At 60.9% G+C, this 17,718-nt stretch carries 10 protein-coding genes; 7 read left to right on the top strand and 3 right to left on the bottom strand.

The genetic code is table 11. The features are described from left to right. Nucleotides 1-46 precede the first annotated feature (46 nt). The gene (locus tag P5540_06220) at nt 47-1,549 is read left to right on the top strand and encodes a hypothetical protein (protein HRT64407.1); all 1,503 of its coding nucleotides are present in this window, start codon (nt 47-49) and stop codon (nt 1,547-1,549) included. Nucleotides 1,550-1,573: 24 nt separating this feature from the next. Here the strand turns inward: P5540_06220 and P5540_06215 are convergent, their stop codons facing one another. Then, a complete protein-coding gene (locus P5540_06215) occupies nt 1,574-3,094 on the bottom strand; it encodes a PilT/PilU family type 4a pilus ATPase (GenBank protein ID HRT64406.1) in 1,521 nt (506 codons plus the stop codon). A gap of 565 nt (nt 3,095-3,659) precedes the next feature. Between P5540_06215 and P5540_06210 the strand changes: the two genes are divergently transcribed. The 6 genes from P5540_06210 (at nt 3,660) to thiD (ending at nt 9,122) form a co-directional block, all read left to right on the top strand. After that, on the top strand, nt 3,660-4,184 hold the full coding sequence (locus tag P5540_06210; GenBank protein HRT64405.1) for a type II secretion system protein: 525 nt from the start codon (nt 3,660-3,662) through the stop codon (nt 4,182-4,184). Then, nucleotides 4,181-4,804 carry a type II secretion system protein gene (locus tag P5540_06205; GenBank protein HRT64404.1) on the top strand — a complete coding sequence of 208 codons (624 nt, stop codon included), beginning with the start codon at nt 4,181-4,183 and terminating at the stop codon, nt 4,802-4,804. The genes P5540_06210 and P5540_06205 overlap by 4 nt, the downstream gene beginning before the upstream one ends. Nucleotide 4,805: 1 nt before the next feature. After that, on the top strand, nt 4,806-5,360 hold the full coding sequence (locus tag P5540_06200) for a hypothetical protein (protein HRT64403.1): 555 nt from the start codon (nt 4,806-4,808) through the stop codon (nt 5,358-5,360). A 55-nt stretch (nt 5,361-5,415) separates the two neighbouring features. Continuing rightward, entirely contained in the window at nt 5,416-6,627 is a 1,212-nt protein-coding gene (locus tag P5540_06195; GenBank protein ID HRT64402.1) for a type II secretion system F family protein, read from the top strand. Between the two features lie 163 nt (nt 6,628-6,790). Continuing rightward, the gene (locus P5540_06190; GenBank protein ID HRT64401.1) at nt 6,791-8,314 is read left to right on the top strand and encodes a long-chain-fatty-acid--CoA ligase; all 1,524 of its coding nucleotides are present in this window, start codon (nt 6,791-6,793) and stop codon (nt 8,312-8,314) included. Then, nucleotides 8,298-9,122: a bifunctional hydroxymethylpyrimidine kinase/phosphomethylpyrimidine kinase gene (thiD, locus tag P5540_06185; protein HRT64400.1), complete on the top strand. Its 825-nt coding sequence runs from the start codon at nt 8,298-8,300 to the stop codon at nt 9,120-9,122. The genes P5540_06190 and thiD overlap by 17 nt, the downstream gene beginning before the upstream one ends. 181 nt (nt 9,123-9,303) lie before the next feature. Here thiD and rpoC read toward each other — a convergent pair whose 3' ends face one another. Then, nucleotides 9,304-13,428 (bottom strand): DNA-directed RNA polymerase subunit beta', encoded by a 4,125-nt coding sequence (gene rpoC, locus P5540_06180; GenBank protein ID HRT64399.1) that lies wholly within the window; start codon nt 13,426-13,428, stop codon nt 9,304-9,306. 4 nt (nt 13,429-13,432) lie between these two features. Continuing rightward, nucleotides 13,433-17,293 carry a DNA-directed RNA polymerase subunit beta gene (rpoB, locus tag P5540_06175; protein HRT64398.1) on the bottom strand — a complete coding sequence of 1,287 codons (3,861 nt, stop codon included), beginning with the start codon at nt 17,291-17,293 and terminating at the stop codon, nt 13,433-13,435. Nucleotides 17,294-17,718 lie beyond the last annotated feature (425 nt).

The following is a 17,718-nucleotide window of genomic DNA, read 5'->3' as shown; positions in this document are numbered from 1 at the left end:
GGATGCCCGCCGGGCGCGCCGACCGGTCCGCATGAGGTAGCCTGCCGTGCTCTTTGGGAATGCCGATCGCGGGATTGGACGCGGCGAAGTGGCCGAAAGCCGCATCGAGGCCCCGTTCCTCGCGGCGTTCATGGTTCTCTGCGCGATGGTGTTGCTGCTGGTCCATCTGCGCTTCCAGCATTATGCCCTGACCGTCGCCCTGGCGGTCACCATGATCGCCTTCGGCGCCACGGTGGTGCGGGTGGATCTGGGCGTGGCCATCTTGGTCGTGGTCATGCTGATGGCCCCTGAAATTGATCTCGCCGGCAAGGCGACTTCCGAACATACGTTGAACATTCGTTACGACGACGTCCTGATCGTCGTTATTTTCTTCGGCGTGCTGGTCAAGACGGCCTTCGACGGACGCGGCGCATTCTGGCGGCCCAATCCGCTCAACGGCCCCATCGTGCTGCACTATCTGGTGTGCATCATGGCCACGCTGCTGGCGGTCCGCGCCAACCTGGGCGCATGGGACCGCCGCAACGCCTTTTTTGTCATCCTGAAGATGGCGGAATACTACATGGTGTTTTTGCTGACGGCCAATGCCCTCAATACGCTGCGGGATGTGCGGCGTCAACTGACGCTGTTTTTTGCGGTGGCGGCCTTTCTGTCCCTCTATGCGATGATTTCGGCGGAACCCGGCGAACGCATCGGGACGCCTTTTCAGCCGCAAGGCCCCGAACCCAACACCATGGGCGGTTATCTGATCGTCGTCATGAGCGTGGCGATTGGCCTGATGACCCAAGCGCCCCATTGGCGGCAGCGGGCCTTGTTTCTGGCGCTGATGATGTCGGCCTTCCTGCCGTTTCTGTTCACGCTGTCGCGGGCGTCGTATTTTGGGGCGCTGGTGGCCTTTGTGACGCTGGGCGCCCTGGGACGCAAATGGTACCTACTTGCCGCCGTGGCGCTCACGCTGGCGCTTTCGCCCGTCATCATGCCCGAGGCGGTCAAGGAGCGCGTGAACTATACCTTTCAGCGCGGCGAGGGCGAGCCGATCGTCATCGCGGGCAGGCCGACCGGATTGCAGGTGGACAAGTCCACCTACGAGCGCATTTATGTTTGGGAAAAGGTGAAGTTCATCCTGCATGTCGCGCCATGGTTCGGCGGCGGCGTGGGCTGGGGCAAAATCCTCGACTCGCAATATGCCCGCGTGATCATGGAAACGGGCCTGATCGGCCTTGCCGCGTTTGTCTTTCTTCAATGGCGTCTGTTCAGGACCTGCCGGGAAACCTATCGGTGGTCGCGCGTTTGGATGGCGCGCGGACTGGGACTGGGCATGGCCGCGGCGACGGCCGGACTGGTTGCCCATTCGTTCGGCACAATCTCGTTTTTGATTGTGCGGATCATGGAGCCGTACTGGCTGCTGATGGCATTGGTGGTTGTGGCGCGCGCGGCGGCCATCGAAGACTATGCGCGGCAATTGCAGGCCCGCCGCCGGGCACAGGCAGCCTCCGCAAACCGCGAAAGGCCGGCCGCGAACAACCGTTCCGCTCCCGCCCCGGCAAATTGACGCCCCCGCCGGATCCCAAGGCGATTAGGCGCGCCCCGCGTGGCGCAATTCCTTGAGGCTGTCAAGGCGCGGCACCGAATAGGTGCCCATGATCATCTGATCCAGCACGCTTTCGTCGGTCGAATACGTGCGCGCATGTTCGAGATCGATTTTACCGGCCTTGTACAATTTGAGCAGGTAATCCTCGAACAGAAACGAATGCGAAACGGTCTGCTGCATGCCGATGCGAATGCCGTCGGTGTCGCCCTCGCAGATCCCGTCGTTGATGGGCTTGATGTCGTTGAACATGATCTCGAGCGCCGGGATGCGGCCGCCGCCGACCTTCGGGACCAGCCGCTGGCAAATGACGCACCGCGTGCAGTCGCGCAATTGCAACCGGACCAGATCGCGCTCGATCGGATCGAAGAAACTGACGATGCGGTTGACCACCTCGTAGGCCGTGTTCGAGTGCAGGGTGCTGATGACGAGATGGCCCGTGGCCGCGGCGTTGATGGCCGATCGAATGGTGTCCGGATCGCGCATTTCGCCGATGACGATGACGTCGGGATCGTGCCGCAGCGCGCCGCGCACCGCCTCGCCGAAAGAGTTCACGTCCGAACCCAGATTGCGCTGGGAAATGATGGATTTCTTGTTTGTGTGAACGTATTCGATGGGGTTTTCGATGGTGATGATATGGTCCGTGGCCGTGGAATTGATCCAGTCCACAAGCGCGGCGGCGGTGGTGGTCTTCCCGGACCCCGTCATGCCGGTGATGAGCACCAGCCCGTGATGAAGCTGCGCCAGTTTGACCATGGTCTCCTTTGGAATGTTCAGATCCTCGAACGACGGAATGTTTTCCGGCAGGAAACGCAACGTGCAGTGCGGCGCGCCGGACTTCATGAACGCCGACACGCGCGCATAACCCAGCCCCACCTGGTGGAAACTGAAACTCGTTTGTTTGTATTCCTCGAATTCCCGCCAGTAGATGTCCGAAGCCAACTGCCGAATCAACGCATAGATCTGCGCGCTCGACAACACGCCGATGAGTTCCGATCGCAGCGTCGAACCGTCCACGCGAAACACGGGCGTCTCGCCCGGCGACAGGTGCACGTCGCTCGCCTTGTACTGCAACAAGGCCTGGAACAGCAGTTCCGAACTAATCGTGTCTATGCGGTAGTTGTCGCCGGACACGCGCCATGTCTCCGGCAACGGAATCGCGCCCGACAACTTGTCCACCGCCTCGAACGATCGCGGCGAAAAGGCATTGCCCACCGCCGGACAATGAACGAGATGGATGCCGCTTTCCTCCTCGAGCGAGCAGGCGTCGGAATATTCGATCGCGATCGTGCGAAGCGCGTTGGCCACGCTGCGCGAGACGCGCGCTGAGAATGAAAACGTCTCGAAATCGCCCTTGAAATCGCCGCGCTCCGCCGTGACCTCGACCGTATCCGAACGCGCGACGATCTTGCGCGGAACGCCCTGCGTCTTGCGAAGCTGCGCTTCCGCCATTGACACAACCGACCGCAGGCTTTTCTGCCGGCCCAAACCCAACACAATTTCCTGCATGGCTCCGCACCCCTATGCCGTTTGTACCTTACCGCACATGCCGCCGAGACAAGATAGGCTTATCATACACACCCAACACCAATCCGTCAATACTGAGAAATTGCCTCGATGCGCACATGGCAGGGGCTTCATCCATGACGATAGGCCTTTATGCAAGGAAGCCGGATTGGGCAGGTCAACACGAAGCGGCGCGGGGTCACCGACTCTCCATGGATTAGGGCGCGGTCGGCAAGAACGCAGGTTATTACAAAAACCGGCTTCAAAAAAAACAAGAAAGTCCTGGGCAATTTGCGCAATCAATTATAGTTTCAAATTCAGCGAGTGCGAAAATCGCGGGGTTTTGAGTGCGATTATGATGACGAGCACGATGACAAGCACGAAGAGAATGGGCAACGCCCACGCCTGTCCCGTTACGGGATACCGTTGAAAAAGTTTGACAAGGCGGTTGACAAAAGAGAGGGTATGGCAGTAGGATACGGCTGCCTGGCGGAAGGACGGCGAATCCGGAGCATGGCTGTGGGATCCGGGTGCTGCGCGGACCTGTGGAATGAAGGAGATCGCCAAGTTGACTGACCATTGCGCAAGGACAAGCCGCACGCGTGGTTTTACCTTGCTGGAAATTCTCGTGGCCATCGTGGTGATGGGCACGGGCATCACGGTTTTTGTCTCCCTGTTCGGATCCAGCCTTGCCCTTGCCCAGTCAAACCGCCTCCAGACGGTTGCGATGCAACTAGCCGGAGAATGTCTGCATGCCGTGATGAATTCACCCGAACGATACGAGTGGCGGTTGAACAGCGCCGATCCCGGCGCATTGACGCCCGTCACGCTGTTGGGCGAGCCGGCGGATACGCGTCATTCCGTGCATCCTCCCTCAACCATTCCGGCGGACCGGCGATCCAGCCGGCGCGATCACGTCATGTACCAGAACTTTACATGGCAGGCGTATGCGCGGGTGCCCGAGCCTGGCGCCGCCCATGTGGAGTTGACGGTGGTCGTTCGCTGGAACGACAAGGGCCGTCCCTGCGCATATCCACTCACCTCGTGCCTGTCGCGATCCGCGATACCGGCCAAGGAGGGGGACGCGAAATGAATCGGTCACGACCGCCGCGCGGTTTTACCCTGCTTGAATTGCTCACGGTCATCGCCTTGATGGGCGTTGCGACGACCATGGGAATCACGATGCTTTTCAAGGTGTCGGACGCCTGGCGCGAAACCACCCGGCGCATGGAACTCGACGAATTGGCCTCGCGTATTTTCAACGAGATGCGGAAAGATTTCGCCTTGGTTGTGTCACCGGCCGTGGACGGCGCCTCGATTCGCGGATCGGGGCGCACGGCAACCGACGATCGGTTCCACCGGGTTCCGCTGGAAGACGACCGCATGACGTTGCCGGTGTCGTTGCCGTTGAAGCCGGATGAACCGCCGCGACGCGTGGACGTTACCTATCGGATTGACCGGCAAGACGGCAAGACGGCCCTGTTGCGCACGATAAACCTGCCGGGCGAAGCCGGGGCGCCGATAAAAGTGGCCGACGGCGTGCTGGCCATGCGTATCGAATACAGCGAACGCCGTTCCGACGGATCGTGGTTCGCGGCGTGGACCAAACCGGAATTGCCGGCCGCCGTCCGAGTCAGCCTGACGATCATGGATCCCCTCCGGCCCAATGAACAGATTTCGCGCAAAACAGTCTTTCCCATTTGGGTGAACTAATATGCAAACGACGGTGACAGATGGGATCCGGAAACGCGGCGCAGCCCTGATAACGGCGCTGGGCCTGTTGTTCCTGTTCAGCCTGATGGGGGCGGCCTACGTGGACTACATGTATATCGCCATGGATCATTCACGCTACGATCAGCGTCTCCAACAGGCACGGGCAATGGCGTCGGGCGGCGTGCAGGCGGGGATCGGCGAAATTCAGCAAGCCACGATGTCCGGGCGCATGGACGCGTTGCTGGCGGGACCGCGCGAATTCCGTGTTCCCGTGTACGGTCCCAGCCGCCAGGATCCCAAGGGCTTTTCGCCGCGCACGAACCGCATGGGCGCCGTGACGGTGAAAGTCGCGGAGGAGAAGGGTCCGTGGGCCGAAGTGGCCGCGAAAGGATCCGCCGCGCCTGTTCGTAGTTATTGGATTGTGAGCGAATCCCGGATATCCGATCTCGGTCCCGGCGACCGCGAGATGCGCACCACGCATGCCCGCGCCGAAGCCGTGGCCGTTTTCGGCGAAGGCAATAGTCCCCGAATCGTATATTGGAACGAAGGACCTTGAGCGTCAATCCGCCCGGTGGTTCATGGGCCGTCGGGCGACGGATGGAGGAACGGACATGGCACCGACTGCAGAAAAACCCGCAGGGCCCATCAAACGGGTGCGCCGCAAGGCAGCGGCCAACGCCGAAAGCGCGAGCCCGGCCCGCGCTGGAAATTCCGTGTCGGTCGAGGTGCTGGCGCCGTCCGCCCCGCCCCCGGAACGACTGGCCGGCGGGGCGATTCGCCACGCGGACATCACGATGTTTTTGCGGCAGCTCATCATGCTGCTCGAGGCAGGCACGCCCATTCTGAAATCGCTGCGCGCGCTTTCGGAACGCGGCGAAAAGGCGGCGCTTCGTTCGTTGGTGGCGGACATTGCCCAGCATGTCGAAATGGGCAATACCCTCTGGCAGGCCTTTGAGCGGCATCCGCGCCATTTTGACGTGGTGTTCGTGAATCTCATCAAGGCCAGCGAGGCCAGCGGCACGCTCGTCACCGTGCTTCAACGGGTGGTGGCCTATCGCGACCGTCACGAGATGCTCCGCAAACGCGTGCGGGGCGCCATGTTCTACCCGGTCATCCTCCTGGTGGCTTGTTTCGGCGCCGTCCTGTTCATCGCGCGGGTCGTCGTGCCCGAATTCGAGGGCATGTTCTCGAAGTTCGACGTGGAAATGCCGGCCATGACGCGCTACTTCATGGGCGCGGCCAAGGTAGCCGGAACGTTTTGGTGGGTGGCCATCCTCGCCGTCGTGGCGGCGGCCGTCGCCTACAAATACTGGTATGTGCGCAATCCCCTGCGCCGTTTGGCGGCCGACCGGGCCAAACTGCGCATTCCGATTGTCGGGCCGATCCTGCGTAAAAACGCCGTCGTCGAAATGTCCCGCACCTTGGCCCTTCTGCTGCGCAGCGGCCTTTCCATGATGGCCACGCTGGAACTCGTCCGCAACGCGATTCACAACCGCGCCGTCGCCGAAACGCTGCAATCCATGCGCGATTCGGTCGAGCGTGGCGGCGGACTCGAAGCGCCGTTGCGTGCGGCGTCCGACATCATTCCGCCGGTCGTGGCGGACATGTTCGTCACGGGGGAAGAATCCGGACGGCTCGATACCATCGCGGAGCAGGTCGCGGACACCTATGAAGAGGAGGTAAATATCGCGATCTCGACCATCGGCGACGCCTTGCAGCCGATATTGACCGTATTCATCGGGGTTCTCGTAATCCTGTTGATGCTGGCGGTGTTCGTGCCGCTGATAACCATGATTGACCAGCTGGGCGCGGGTGGCGCCTAGCCTTGCACCTCCCGGCGGGGCCGATCGATGGGTTGATTTCCCGCCTTCCAATAACCAGAAACGGCCCAGTGTGCCGCGCGCGTTGCGCGTCCGGCGCAGGGGAGGCGGTGGTCCTCCTTTGCCCGGTTCGTGTAATTCGTGCATGACAAAGGAGAGTGTTTTCGTGATAATTTCAGACCTGTTGGATCAGTTGACCGAGGAACGGAACGACAAAACCTTCATTTTCTGCGACGATCAGGAGTATGGCTATAAAACCATTCGCGACCGGGGCGCATGGATTGCCGCCAATCTCGCCCGGCGCGGCGTCGGCAAGGGCGACAAGATCATCCTGCTGATGGGCAATTGCATGGAATTCGTCTATCTGTTCCTCGGCGTCGGGCGGATTGGCGCGGTGATCGTGCCCGTCAATCCGATGTTGAAACCCGAGGAGATCGCCTATATCGCAACCAATGCGGACGCGACAACGCTGATCATGCTGCCGGACTTCGTGCCGCTGCTGCCGGTCCTCAGGCAAATGGCGCCGACCCTGCGGCATGTCTTCGTGATGGGCGACAAGTCCGCCGAAGGCACGGAACCGTTTTCGGCGCTGTTGGAACCTGTGGCGGAAATTCCCAAGGCGGATGTCACCGAACAGGACGATGCAGCCCTTATTTACACGTCGGGAACGACCGGCGCGCCGAAGGGCGTCATCCTGACGCACCGCAATTACATCTGGAATGCCCGCATGGTGCTCCGTTCGACCATATTGCAACCGACGGATCGTTTCCTGTGCGTCTTGCCGATGTTTCACGTCAATGCCCAGGTCGTGACACTGCTTGTGCCGCTGATGGGCGGCGCGGATCTCGTCCTGATGACGAAATTCAACGCGCTGGGCATCCTGCCGATGATCGCCAAATACAAGATTTCAATCATGAGCGCGGTCCCGACCATTTATGCCATTTTGTGCGCGAATCCGAAAGCCGGCGAATACGACATCCGTTCGATGCGCTTCTTTGTTTCGGGCGCGGCCCCGATGCCGGAGGACACTTACCTTGCCACGCAGCGCGTATTGAAGACGCCGCTGATCCAGGGCTACGGACTGAGCGAAGCCACCTGCGCAAGCGCCGTCGCGGATCACATGGATCCCATCCGCTGGAATTCCTGTGGCCCCGCCCTGCGCTACACACGCATACGAATCGTGGACTCCAGCGGAAAAGACGTGCCCACCGGGGCAATCGGCGAAATTTTGGTTTCCGGGCCGACCGTGATGAAGGGGTATTACAAGAATCCCGAGGCGACCGCGGAAGTGCTCAAGGACGGCTGGCTGTCAACGGGCGACCTCGGACGTTTCGACGAGGAGGGATACCTCTACATCGTCGGGCGCTTGAAAGACATGATCATCCGGGGCGGACAGAACATCTACCCCGCCCAGATCGAAGGCGTTCTCCTGCGCATGGAAGGCATCGCGGAGGCGGCCGTGATCGGGGTTGACGAACCGCGCTGGGGCCAGGAAGTGCTGGCCGTCGTGAAACTCGCCGAGGGCGCTGAGTTGACCGAAAAGGAAATTATCGCCTTCTGCCGGGAGCATTTGGCGCCCTACAAATGTCCGCGTTACGTCCGGTTTGTTCCCGAATTGCCCAAAACAGCCACTGGCAAGATCAAAAAGAACATCCTTGCGGAGCAATTTGCCGATGTCGCCAAAGGATGAGATCGCCCCGCTTCGCGGCGTTTGCTGCGCCCTGACGATCGCCGGCAGCGATTCCGGCGGCGGCGCGGGCATCGAGGCTGATCTCAAGACATTTGCCATGCTGGGCGTGCACGGCATGGCGGCGGTGACCGCGGTGACGGCGCAGAACACGGTGGCGGTAACCGACATCTTCGATCTGCCGCCCGCATTCGTGGCCGGGCAGATTCGCGCCGTAGCCGAAGATATCGGCATAGATGCCGCCAAGACGGGCATGCTGTCGAACGCGCATATCGTCGAGGCGGTTGCGGAGGCGATCCGGGCGCACGACATCCGGAATCTCGTCGTGGATCCCGTCATGGTGGCCAAGAGCGGCGACACGCTGTTGCGGGCCGACGCGCGCAACGCACTGTGCAACCGGCTGCTGCCCCATGCCCTGATCGTCATGCCAAACATCCCCGAGGCCGAAATTCTTGCGAACCGGCGCATCGCATCGGCCGACGACATCCCCGACGCCGCGAAACGCATACACGCATTCGGCCCGAAGTATGTCTTGATCAAGGGCGGCCACTTGCAGCAGGACGTCGCGCGCGATTATCTGTTCGATGGATTCGCCCAGCGGACCTTCGATGCGCCACGCATCGAAACGCGAAACACGCACGGCACGGGCTGCACCTATTCGGCGGCCGTTACGGCATGTCTGGCGCGCGGATACGACGTGCCCGACGCCGTCCAGCGCGCCAAAGAATACCTGACCGAAGCGATACGCCAAAGTTACCCGCTCGGCCATGGCCACGGCGCGCTCAATCACGCGTGGCCGCTCGAATGGTGAGGCGGCATTCCGCGGGCGGGACGTTTCAATCTTGATTCGTCAGTGGGCGTCGAAGGCGTTTGTCGGTCCCCATGGACGAAAGAGACACGGGATAGATTTCACCTTTCGAGTGAAGCCCACCCACCCACTTCGTCCACGGCGAAAGAGCCGCTTTCAACGGGTTCTTTCCAATGCGATCGAATCAGGAAGCGGCTTCGTCCAACTCGTCTTCGCCGGTTAGTTGAATGCCGACTTCGAGTTCGTCGGAGAAGTCCTGGCTGACGGTTTCATTGAGGACGACCTGGGTGTCCTGGTAATGCGGACTACCCGTGCCGGCCGGAATCAGGTGGCCGATGATGACGTTCTCTTTAAGCCCGCGCAGATGGTCGCGCTTGCCGGAGAGCGCCGCCTCGGTGAGGACGCGCGTCGTTTGCTGGAACGAGGCCGCCGCCACGAAACTTTCGGTGCTTAGCGCCGCCTTGGTCACGCCTTGGAGCAGCGGTTCGGCCTCGGCGGGCCGCCCGTTGCGCCGCTGGGTTTCCTCGTTGACCTCGCGGAACCGGATTTTGTCCACTTCTTCATGGGCGAGGAAAACGGTGTCGCCGGGATCGTCCTTGATGCGGACCTTGCGCAGCATCTGGCGGATGATAGTCTCGATATGCTTGTCGTTGATACGCACGCCCTGAAGGCGGTACACCAATTGAACCTCATCGAGCAAGTACTTGCGCAGCGCGTCCTCGCCCTGGACTTCCAGGATGTCGTTCAGGATGACCGGGCCGTCGGTCAGGCGCTGGCCGGCATACACGCGGTCGCCCGCCTGGACGTTGAGATGTTTTCCGGGCGGAATGGTGTAGATGCGTTCCTTGCCGACTTGCGGCACGACCTTGACCTTGCGCATGCCCTTGGCGGCGGCGCCGAGTTCGATGATGCCGTCAATATGGCTGATGACGGCCGGATCCTTCGGCTGGCGCGCCTCGAAAAGTTCGGCGACACGCGGCAGACCGCCGGTGATGTCCTTCGTCTTGCTCAACTGGCGCGGGGCCTTGGCGAGCAGATCGCCCGCGCGCACCTTGTCGCCGTCCTTGACCAGCACATGGGTCTGCGCAGGGATGGTGGCGAACGTCAACACCTCATCATGCTTGCCGAGAATGGAGATCTGCGGGTGCAGATCCTGCTTGTGATCGGTAATCACGCGTTCTTCAAGGCCCGTGTCGGGATTGATGTCCACGCGCATGGTGATACCCTCAATCATGCCTTCCAAGTGGACCAGGCCGGAGGCCTCCGCGACGATCGAATCGTTGTACGGATCGCGCTCCATGATAACCTGCCCCTTGCGGACTTTCTGCTGGTTTTCGACCAGCAGGACCGCTCCGGGGGGTGTCAGCGCGCGCTGGACTTCCTTTTGCTCGGGGCCGAAAATGATGAGTTCGCCGCCCCGGTTCACGACGACGGTCTTGCCTTCCCGGTTGACGGCGGTGCGCACGTTGCGGAACTCGATGACGCCGCCGTCGTAGGCCTTGATTTCGGTGGATTCGACCTGTCGGCTGGCCGCGCCGCCGATATGGAATGTGCGCATCGTCAGCTGAGTTCCCGGTTCGCCGATGGACTGCGCCGAAATGATGCCGACCGCCTCGCCCAGTTCGATGAGTTGTCCCGTGGCCAGGTTGCGCCCATAGCACCGCTGGCACACGCCGCGCTTGGATTGACAGGTCATGACGGATCGAATGCGCACGCCCGGCAGGCCCGCCGCCTTGATCTTCGCGGCCTTTTCTTCCGTAATCATTTCGTTGGCGCGGACGATCGGTTCGGCTTGGCCCGGCACCATGATGTCGTCGAGCGCGAAACGCCCGAAGATGCGTTCCTCGATGGACGCCACCTCGTTTTCGCCGTCCATCAACGCTTCGACCCAGATGCCATTCAGCGTTCCGCAGTCTTCTTCCTCGATGGTCACGTCCTGTGAAACGTCCACGAGACGCCGCGTGAGATAACCGGCGTCGGCGGTCTTGAGCGCCGTATCCGCCAGGCCTTTGCGCGCACCGTGCGACGAGATGAAATATTCGATGACCGTCAGTCCCTCGCGGAAGTTCGACATGATGGGCGATTCGATGATGTCGCCGGAAGGCTTGGCCATGAGACCGCGCATGGCGGCCAACTGGCGGATCTGCTGCTTGGTGCCGCGCGCCTGCGAGGAGAACATGAGGTAGATGCCGCTGAAACCCTGTTCGTTCTTCGCCATTTCCTCGAGCATGGCCGCGGACACACGCTCGGTGGTGGCGGTCCACTGGTCAATGATCATGTTATAGCGTTCGCCTTCGGTAATCAGGCCGTTTTGGTACATTTCGTCAATGCGAACGACCTCTTTTTCCGTGGAAGCGATCAATTCCTTTTTGGCGGCGGGCACGATCATGTCGCTGACCGCGATCGAAATGCCGGCGAGCGTTGCGTACTTGAACCCCACGGCCTTGAGTTTGTCGAGCAGTTCGACGGTCTTGTTGTGGCCATGGCGGGCATAGGCGCGCGCGATGATGTCGCCGATGGACGATTGGTTCTGTTCTTTGTTGACGTCGTCGAGGCGGATTTCCGGCGCCAAGGCGTCTAGGAAAAGCACCCGGCCCACGGTCGTGTCCACAATTTTGCCGTCATACCGAATCTTGATGGCGGCGTGAATGTCCACCGCGCCCAGATTGTAGGCCATAATCACGGACGCCACGGAATCGTAGACCCGGCCCGGTTTAAGAATCTCGCCGTTTTTGCCGGTCCACTCCTTCTTCCATTCACCCTTTACGCCGGGGCGGTGCTTGGTCATCCAAGAGATGCCCAAAACAATGTCCTGGCTGGGCGTCACGATCGGCCGTCCGTCGGACGGTGAGAAGATATTGGTCGTCGAAAGCATGAGCAGGCGCGCTTCGAGTTGCGCGGCGGGCATCAGCGGCACATGGACGGCCATCTGGTCGCCGTCGAAGTCCGCGTTGAACGCGCGGCAGACCAGCGGATGAATCCGGATGGCCTTTCCTTCGATGAGAACGGGCTGGAAGGCCTGGATGCCCAGCCGGTGCAGCGTCGGCGCGCGGTTCAACAGAACGGGGTGATCCGTGATGACGTCTTCGAGGATGTCCCAGACTTCGGTGCGGCCCTGCGCGATGGCGCGTTTGGCGGCCTTGATGGTCGTGGCGATGCCGCGTTTCTTGATCTCGTGAATGATGAAGGGTTCGAACAGTTCGAGGGCCATCTTCTTGGGCAGACCGCACTGGTGCAGTTTGAGTTCCGGCCCGACCACGATGACCGAACGGCCCGAATAGTCCACGCGCTTGCCGAGCAGGTTCTGGCGGAAACGGCCCTGTTTGCCCTTGAGCATGTCGCTCAGGGATTTCAGCGGGCGGTTGCCGGCGCCCAGCACGGTGCGCCCGTGCCGGCCGTTGTCGAACAGCGCGTCCACCGCTTCCTGGAGCATGCGTTTCTCGTTGCGCAAAATGACTTCGGGCGCACGGAGTTCGATGAGACGCTTCAGGCGGTTGTTGCGGTTGATGACGCGGCGGTACAAATCGTTCAGATCGCTCGTGGCGTAGCGTCCGCCTTCCAGCGGGACGAGCGGCCGCAAATCCGGCGGGATGACCGGCACCACGTCGAGGACCATCCACGCGGGATTGTTGCCTGACTTGCGAATCGCCTCGACCACCTTGAGGCGCTTGATGGCCTTCGCGCGGGACTGAAGCGACGTCGTGTGGGCGAACTGGTTGTGCAGTTCGGCCGACAGCGCGTCTATGTCAATTTCCTCCAGAAGTTCCTTGATGGCTTCGGCGCCCATTTTGGCCTTGAACCGGTCGCCGAATTCGGATCGCGCATCCTGATACTGGTCCTCGGTGAGCGTCTGCATCTTTTCAAGCGAGGTGTCGCCCGGATCGATGACAATGTAATGCTCGAAATAGATGATGCGCTCAAGAATGCGAATCGAAAGGTCGAGCAGGTTGCCGATGCAACTCGGCGTGGTCTTGAAAAACCAGATGTGCGTCACGTGCACGGCCAGCCGGATGCAGCCCATGCGCTCGCGACGAACCTTGGATTCCGTGATTTCGACACCGCACCGATCGCAGGTAATCCCGCGGTGCTTGACCTTCTTGTATTTGCCGCAGCCGCATTCCCAGTCCTTCACGGGGCCGAAAATGCGCTCGCAGAAGAGACCGTCCTTTTCCGGCTTGAAGGTGCGGTAGTTGATGGTTTCGGGCTTCTTGACCTCGCCGCGCGACCACTTTAGGATCTCCTCGGGCGATGCCAGCCGAATGGCCAGCGAATCGAAACGCTCTCCGGTGGTTGGTATGTACTTGGCCAAGGTCTTATTCCTCCACGGGTTCTTCTTCGTCGTCCTCGTGATCCGCGGCGCCTTCAACGCGCACCAGTTTGATCACATCGAGACAAAGACTCTGCATTTCGCGCACCAACACATTGAACGATTCGGGCGTGCCCGGTTCGACTTCCCGGTCGCCCTTGACGATTGCCTCGTAGGCCTTCGTGCGCCCAGCGATGTCGTCGGACTTGATCGTAAGGAGTTCCTGGAGCGTGTAGGCCGCCCCGTAAGCCTGAAGGGCCCACACTTCCATTTCGCCGAACCGCTGCCCACCGAACTGTGCCTTGCCGCCCAGCGGCTGCTGCGTGACCAGCGAATACGGGCCAATGGCCCGGGCGTGAATCTTGTCGTCCACCAGGTGGTTCAGTTTCATCATGTAGATTTGGCCGACCGTCACGGCATGGTTGAACGGCATTCCGCTGCGCCCGTCGCGCAATTGCGCCTTGCCGTCCTCCGGCAGTTCGGCCTTGCGGAGCAGCGAACGGATTTCCTCTTCCGAGGCCCCGCTGAACACCGGCGAGGCCACGTGCATGCCCAGGGCCTTGACGGCCCAGCCGAGGTGGGTTTCCAGCAACTGGCCGACATTCATTCGGGACGGCACGCCCAGGGGATTCAACACGATTTCAACCGGCGTTCCGTCGTTGAGGAAGGGCATGTCCTCGCGGCGCATGATCTTGGCCACCACCCCCTTGTTGCCGTGGCGTCCGGCCATCTTGTCGCCCACGGACATCCGCCGCTTGGTCGCCACGAACACCTTGACCAGTTTGATGACGCCGGGCGGGAGTTCGTCGCCCTTGCGGAGCATGTCAATCTGGCTGTCGCGGAAGGCGACCAGTTTGGCGTCCTCCATCGCGGCCATGTTGACCAGCCGGGTAAAGCGATGCTGGGCCGCCTCATCGTCAATCCGCAGGCGCGCCAGCACGCTGTAGTCGAGTTTGTCAAGATGGCCCACCTTCACGCGTTTGCCCTTTTCGAGGGCCAACTCGTCGGTACGATGATCGATGACGTCTTCCAGGATCTTCGCGCCCACCAGTTCATCGCGCACAAGGCTCAGGAACGTCGCGCGAATTTCGTCTATCTTTTCCTGGTATTGCCGCTTGATCCGGTTGATTTCCGTGGCGAGGGCCGATTTGGACCCGTGCTCGGTGGATTTCTCTCGACGGCTGCACACGTTGACGTCCACGACAACCCCTTCCGTGCCGGGCGGAACGGTCAGGGAGGCGTCGCGCACGTCTTCGGCTTTTTCGCCGAAAATTGCGCGCAGGAGTTTTTCCTCGGGCGCGAGTTCGGTTTCGCCCTTGGGCGTTACTTTTCCGACCAGGATGTCGCCCGGGGCGACCTTCGCGCCGATGCGGACGATGCCGGTTTCGTCGAGGTTGCGCAAGGCATCCTCGCTGACGTTGGGAATGTCGCGCGTGATTTCCTCGGGACCGAGTTTCGTGTCGCGCGCCTCGAGTTCGAACACTTGGATGTGGAGCGAGGTGAACACATCGCCCACCACCAAGTCCTCGCTCAGCAGGATGGCGTCTTCAAAGTTGTATCCTTCCCACGGAAGAAAGGCCACAAGCACATTTCGACCAAGCGCCAGTTCGCCACCGTCCGTGGCCGGCCCGTCCGCGATGATGTCGCCCGCCTGCACAGCGTCGCCCTTCTGAACGATCGGCTTCTGGTTGATGCAGGTGTTCTGGTTCGACCGAACGAATTTCTTCAGCGGGTAGACATCCTCGTCCGACCGGAAGGGATTGTCCTTTTTGCCCGCGGAATGCCGGATGCGAATGACCTCGCTGTCGGCGTATTCGACCACGCCCGACCGTTCCGCGCGCACGACCGTTCCCGCGTTTTTGGCGGTGACGTGTTCGAGGCCGGTCCCGACAAGGGGCGCCTCGGCGCGCAACAGCGGCACGGCCTGTCGCTGCATGTTCGATCCCATCAACGCGCGGTTCGCGTCATCGTGTTCGAGGAACGGCACCAGGGCCGCCGCCACGCTCACCAGTTGCTTCGGCGACACGTCCATGTAATCCACCTGCTGGGGCGGAACCTTCGGGAAATCGCCGCGATGGCGGCACAGCACCGTGTCGCCCACCAGACGGTTGTGCTTGTCAACGGCGGCGTTGGCCTGCGCTATCACATAGTTGTCCTCGTCGTAGGCCGAGAGCCATTCGATCTTGTTCGTGACCTTGCCGTTTTCGACCTTGCGATAGGGGGTTTCGAGGAAACCGTATTCATTGATGCGGGCATAGGTCGAAAGCGAGGCCATCAAGCCGATGTTCGGGCCTTCGGGGGTTTCGATCGGACAAATGCGGCCGTAATGCGTGGCGTGAACGTCGCGCACCTCGAAGCCGGCCCGGTCGCGGTTGAGACCGCCGGGGCCGAGCGCGCTCAGACGCCGCTTGTGGGTCAGTTCGGCCAAGGGATTGATCTGATCCATGAAATGCGACAACTGGCTGCGGCCGAAAAAGTCCTTGATCACCGCGCTGACCGGCTTCGGATTGACCAGCGTCTGCGGCGTCAACTGTTCCTCGTCTTGGAAATTCATGCGTTCGCGGACGGTTCGCTCCATGCGGACCAACCCGATGCGGATCTGGTTCGACAGCAGTTCGCCCACGGCCCGCACGCGGCGGTTGCCCAAATGGTCAATGTCGTCCAGCACGCCCTCGCCGCCCTTCAGGCGGACCAGGTATTGCAGCGTCGCGATGACGTCTTCCTTCGTGAGCGTTTTGGTTTCCTGCGGGATGCGCAATCCCAGTTTCCGGTTGATTTTGTAACGACCCACCGGCGCAAAGTCGTACCGGCTCGGATCGAAGAACAATTTCTGGAAAAACGTGCGCGTCGTCGCGTCCGTCGCCGGATCCCCGGGGCGGATGCGCGAATAGATCTCCCGCAACGCGTCCGCGATGGTCTCGGTGTTGTCCATTTGAAGCGTGTTGACAATCGCCGCATCCCGGTTTACGTCCTCGGCGTCGAGCAGCATGAACTCCTTGACGTTCGATTTCATAATGCGGCTCAGCGCCGCCTCCGTCAGATCCATGCCCGCGTCCACGAGGATCTCGCCCGTTTCCGGGTCTACAATGTCGTCCGCCGCGATACGCCCGACGGCGTCGTTGAGCGGCAACGGCTTGTTGCCCGCCTTGAGACGCCCGCGCACGACGGCTATTGTCTCGACCTTGTAGAAAAGGGCCAGGATTTCGGCGTTGTTCTCGTGGCCCAGCGCGCGCAGAAGCGTTGTGACAAGCAGGCGTGACCGCCGGTCTATCGTCAGCCACAGCACATCGTTGATGTCGTATTCGAATTCGAGCCAGGCGCCGCGGTAGGGAATGATCCGCGCCGACAACAGCGATTTGCCGTTCTGATGGATCTTCGTTTCAAACGAAACGCCGGGGGATTTGTGTAGTTGGCTGACAATGACCCGTTCAGCCCCGTTGATGATGAAGGTGCCGGTTGGTGTCATGAGCGGCAATTCGCCCAGAAACACCTCCTGCTCCACCATCAGCCGTTCGCGCAAATCGCCCGATGTGCCGACTTCCTCGAAACGGACGAGTCGCAGCAGGGCTTTCAGCGACGCCGCATAGGTCAATCCCCGGTTCTGACACTCCGAAATCGTGTATTTCGGCGGCGTGAACGAATAGTTCACGAATTCGAGCCGGGTCAGGTTGTCGGGCGACACAATGGGAAACACCTCCAGAAAAACATCCTGCAGGCCGTCGCGCTTGCGTTCGTCCGGAGGCACGTCCCACTGGAGAAAATCCGAATACGATTTCGTCTGGATCTCGATGAGATCCGGCAAATTGGCCTCGTCTTGGATCCGCCCCAGCAAAGGACGTTCGATGGGATATTGTCGTGCTACAGCCATGAAAGTACCCCTTCCGCGGTGTGTTGATGGACAATCCGATTCATCCAGTACCTATACCTCGCCGGCATTCAGCCTTCCGCCGAAAAACAGCGGACACGCCCGCCGCAATCGAACGTTGCTTGTATCCAGACCGTTTTGAAGGCCGCTCGCCCACGAGTCCATAAGAAGAATGGCAACAATGATTTGCACTGCAAAGGAAACTCGTCCCTTGCCCTTGGTTCCGCCGGCCGCCGCTTGCCGGCGCCAACCGGGCTTGCACGCCGTTGTCCGCACAAAGACAGATCTCGCCTTTCAAGAAAACAGCAAGAACTATACCATATGCAAAAACCCCTGTCAAGCATTTTTTCAAGCCGCATTGAAGAATTTTCCGCCGCCGTTCACGCCCTCCGAAAACGCCACGGAATGACGCATGAAACGGAAAAGGG

The organism is Candidatus Hydrogenedentota bacterium (genome assembly GCA_035450225.1).
Taxonomy (GTDB): Bacteria; Hydrogenedentota; Hydrogenedentia; order Hydrogenedentales; family SLHB01; genus DSVR01.
Note: the sequence above shows the minus strand (reverse complement) of the source record. Positions and strands in the feature narration are given on the sequence as shown.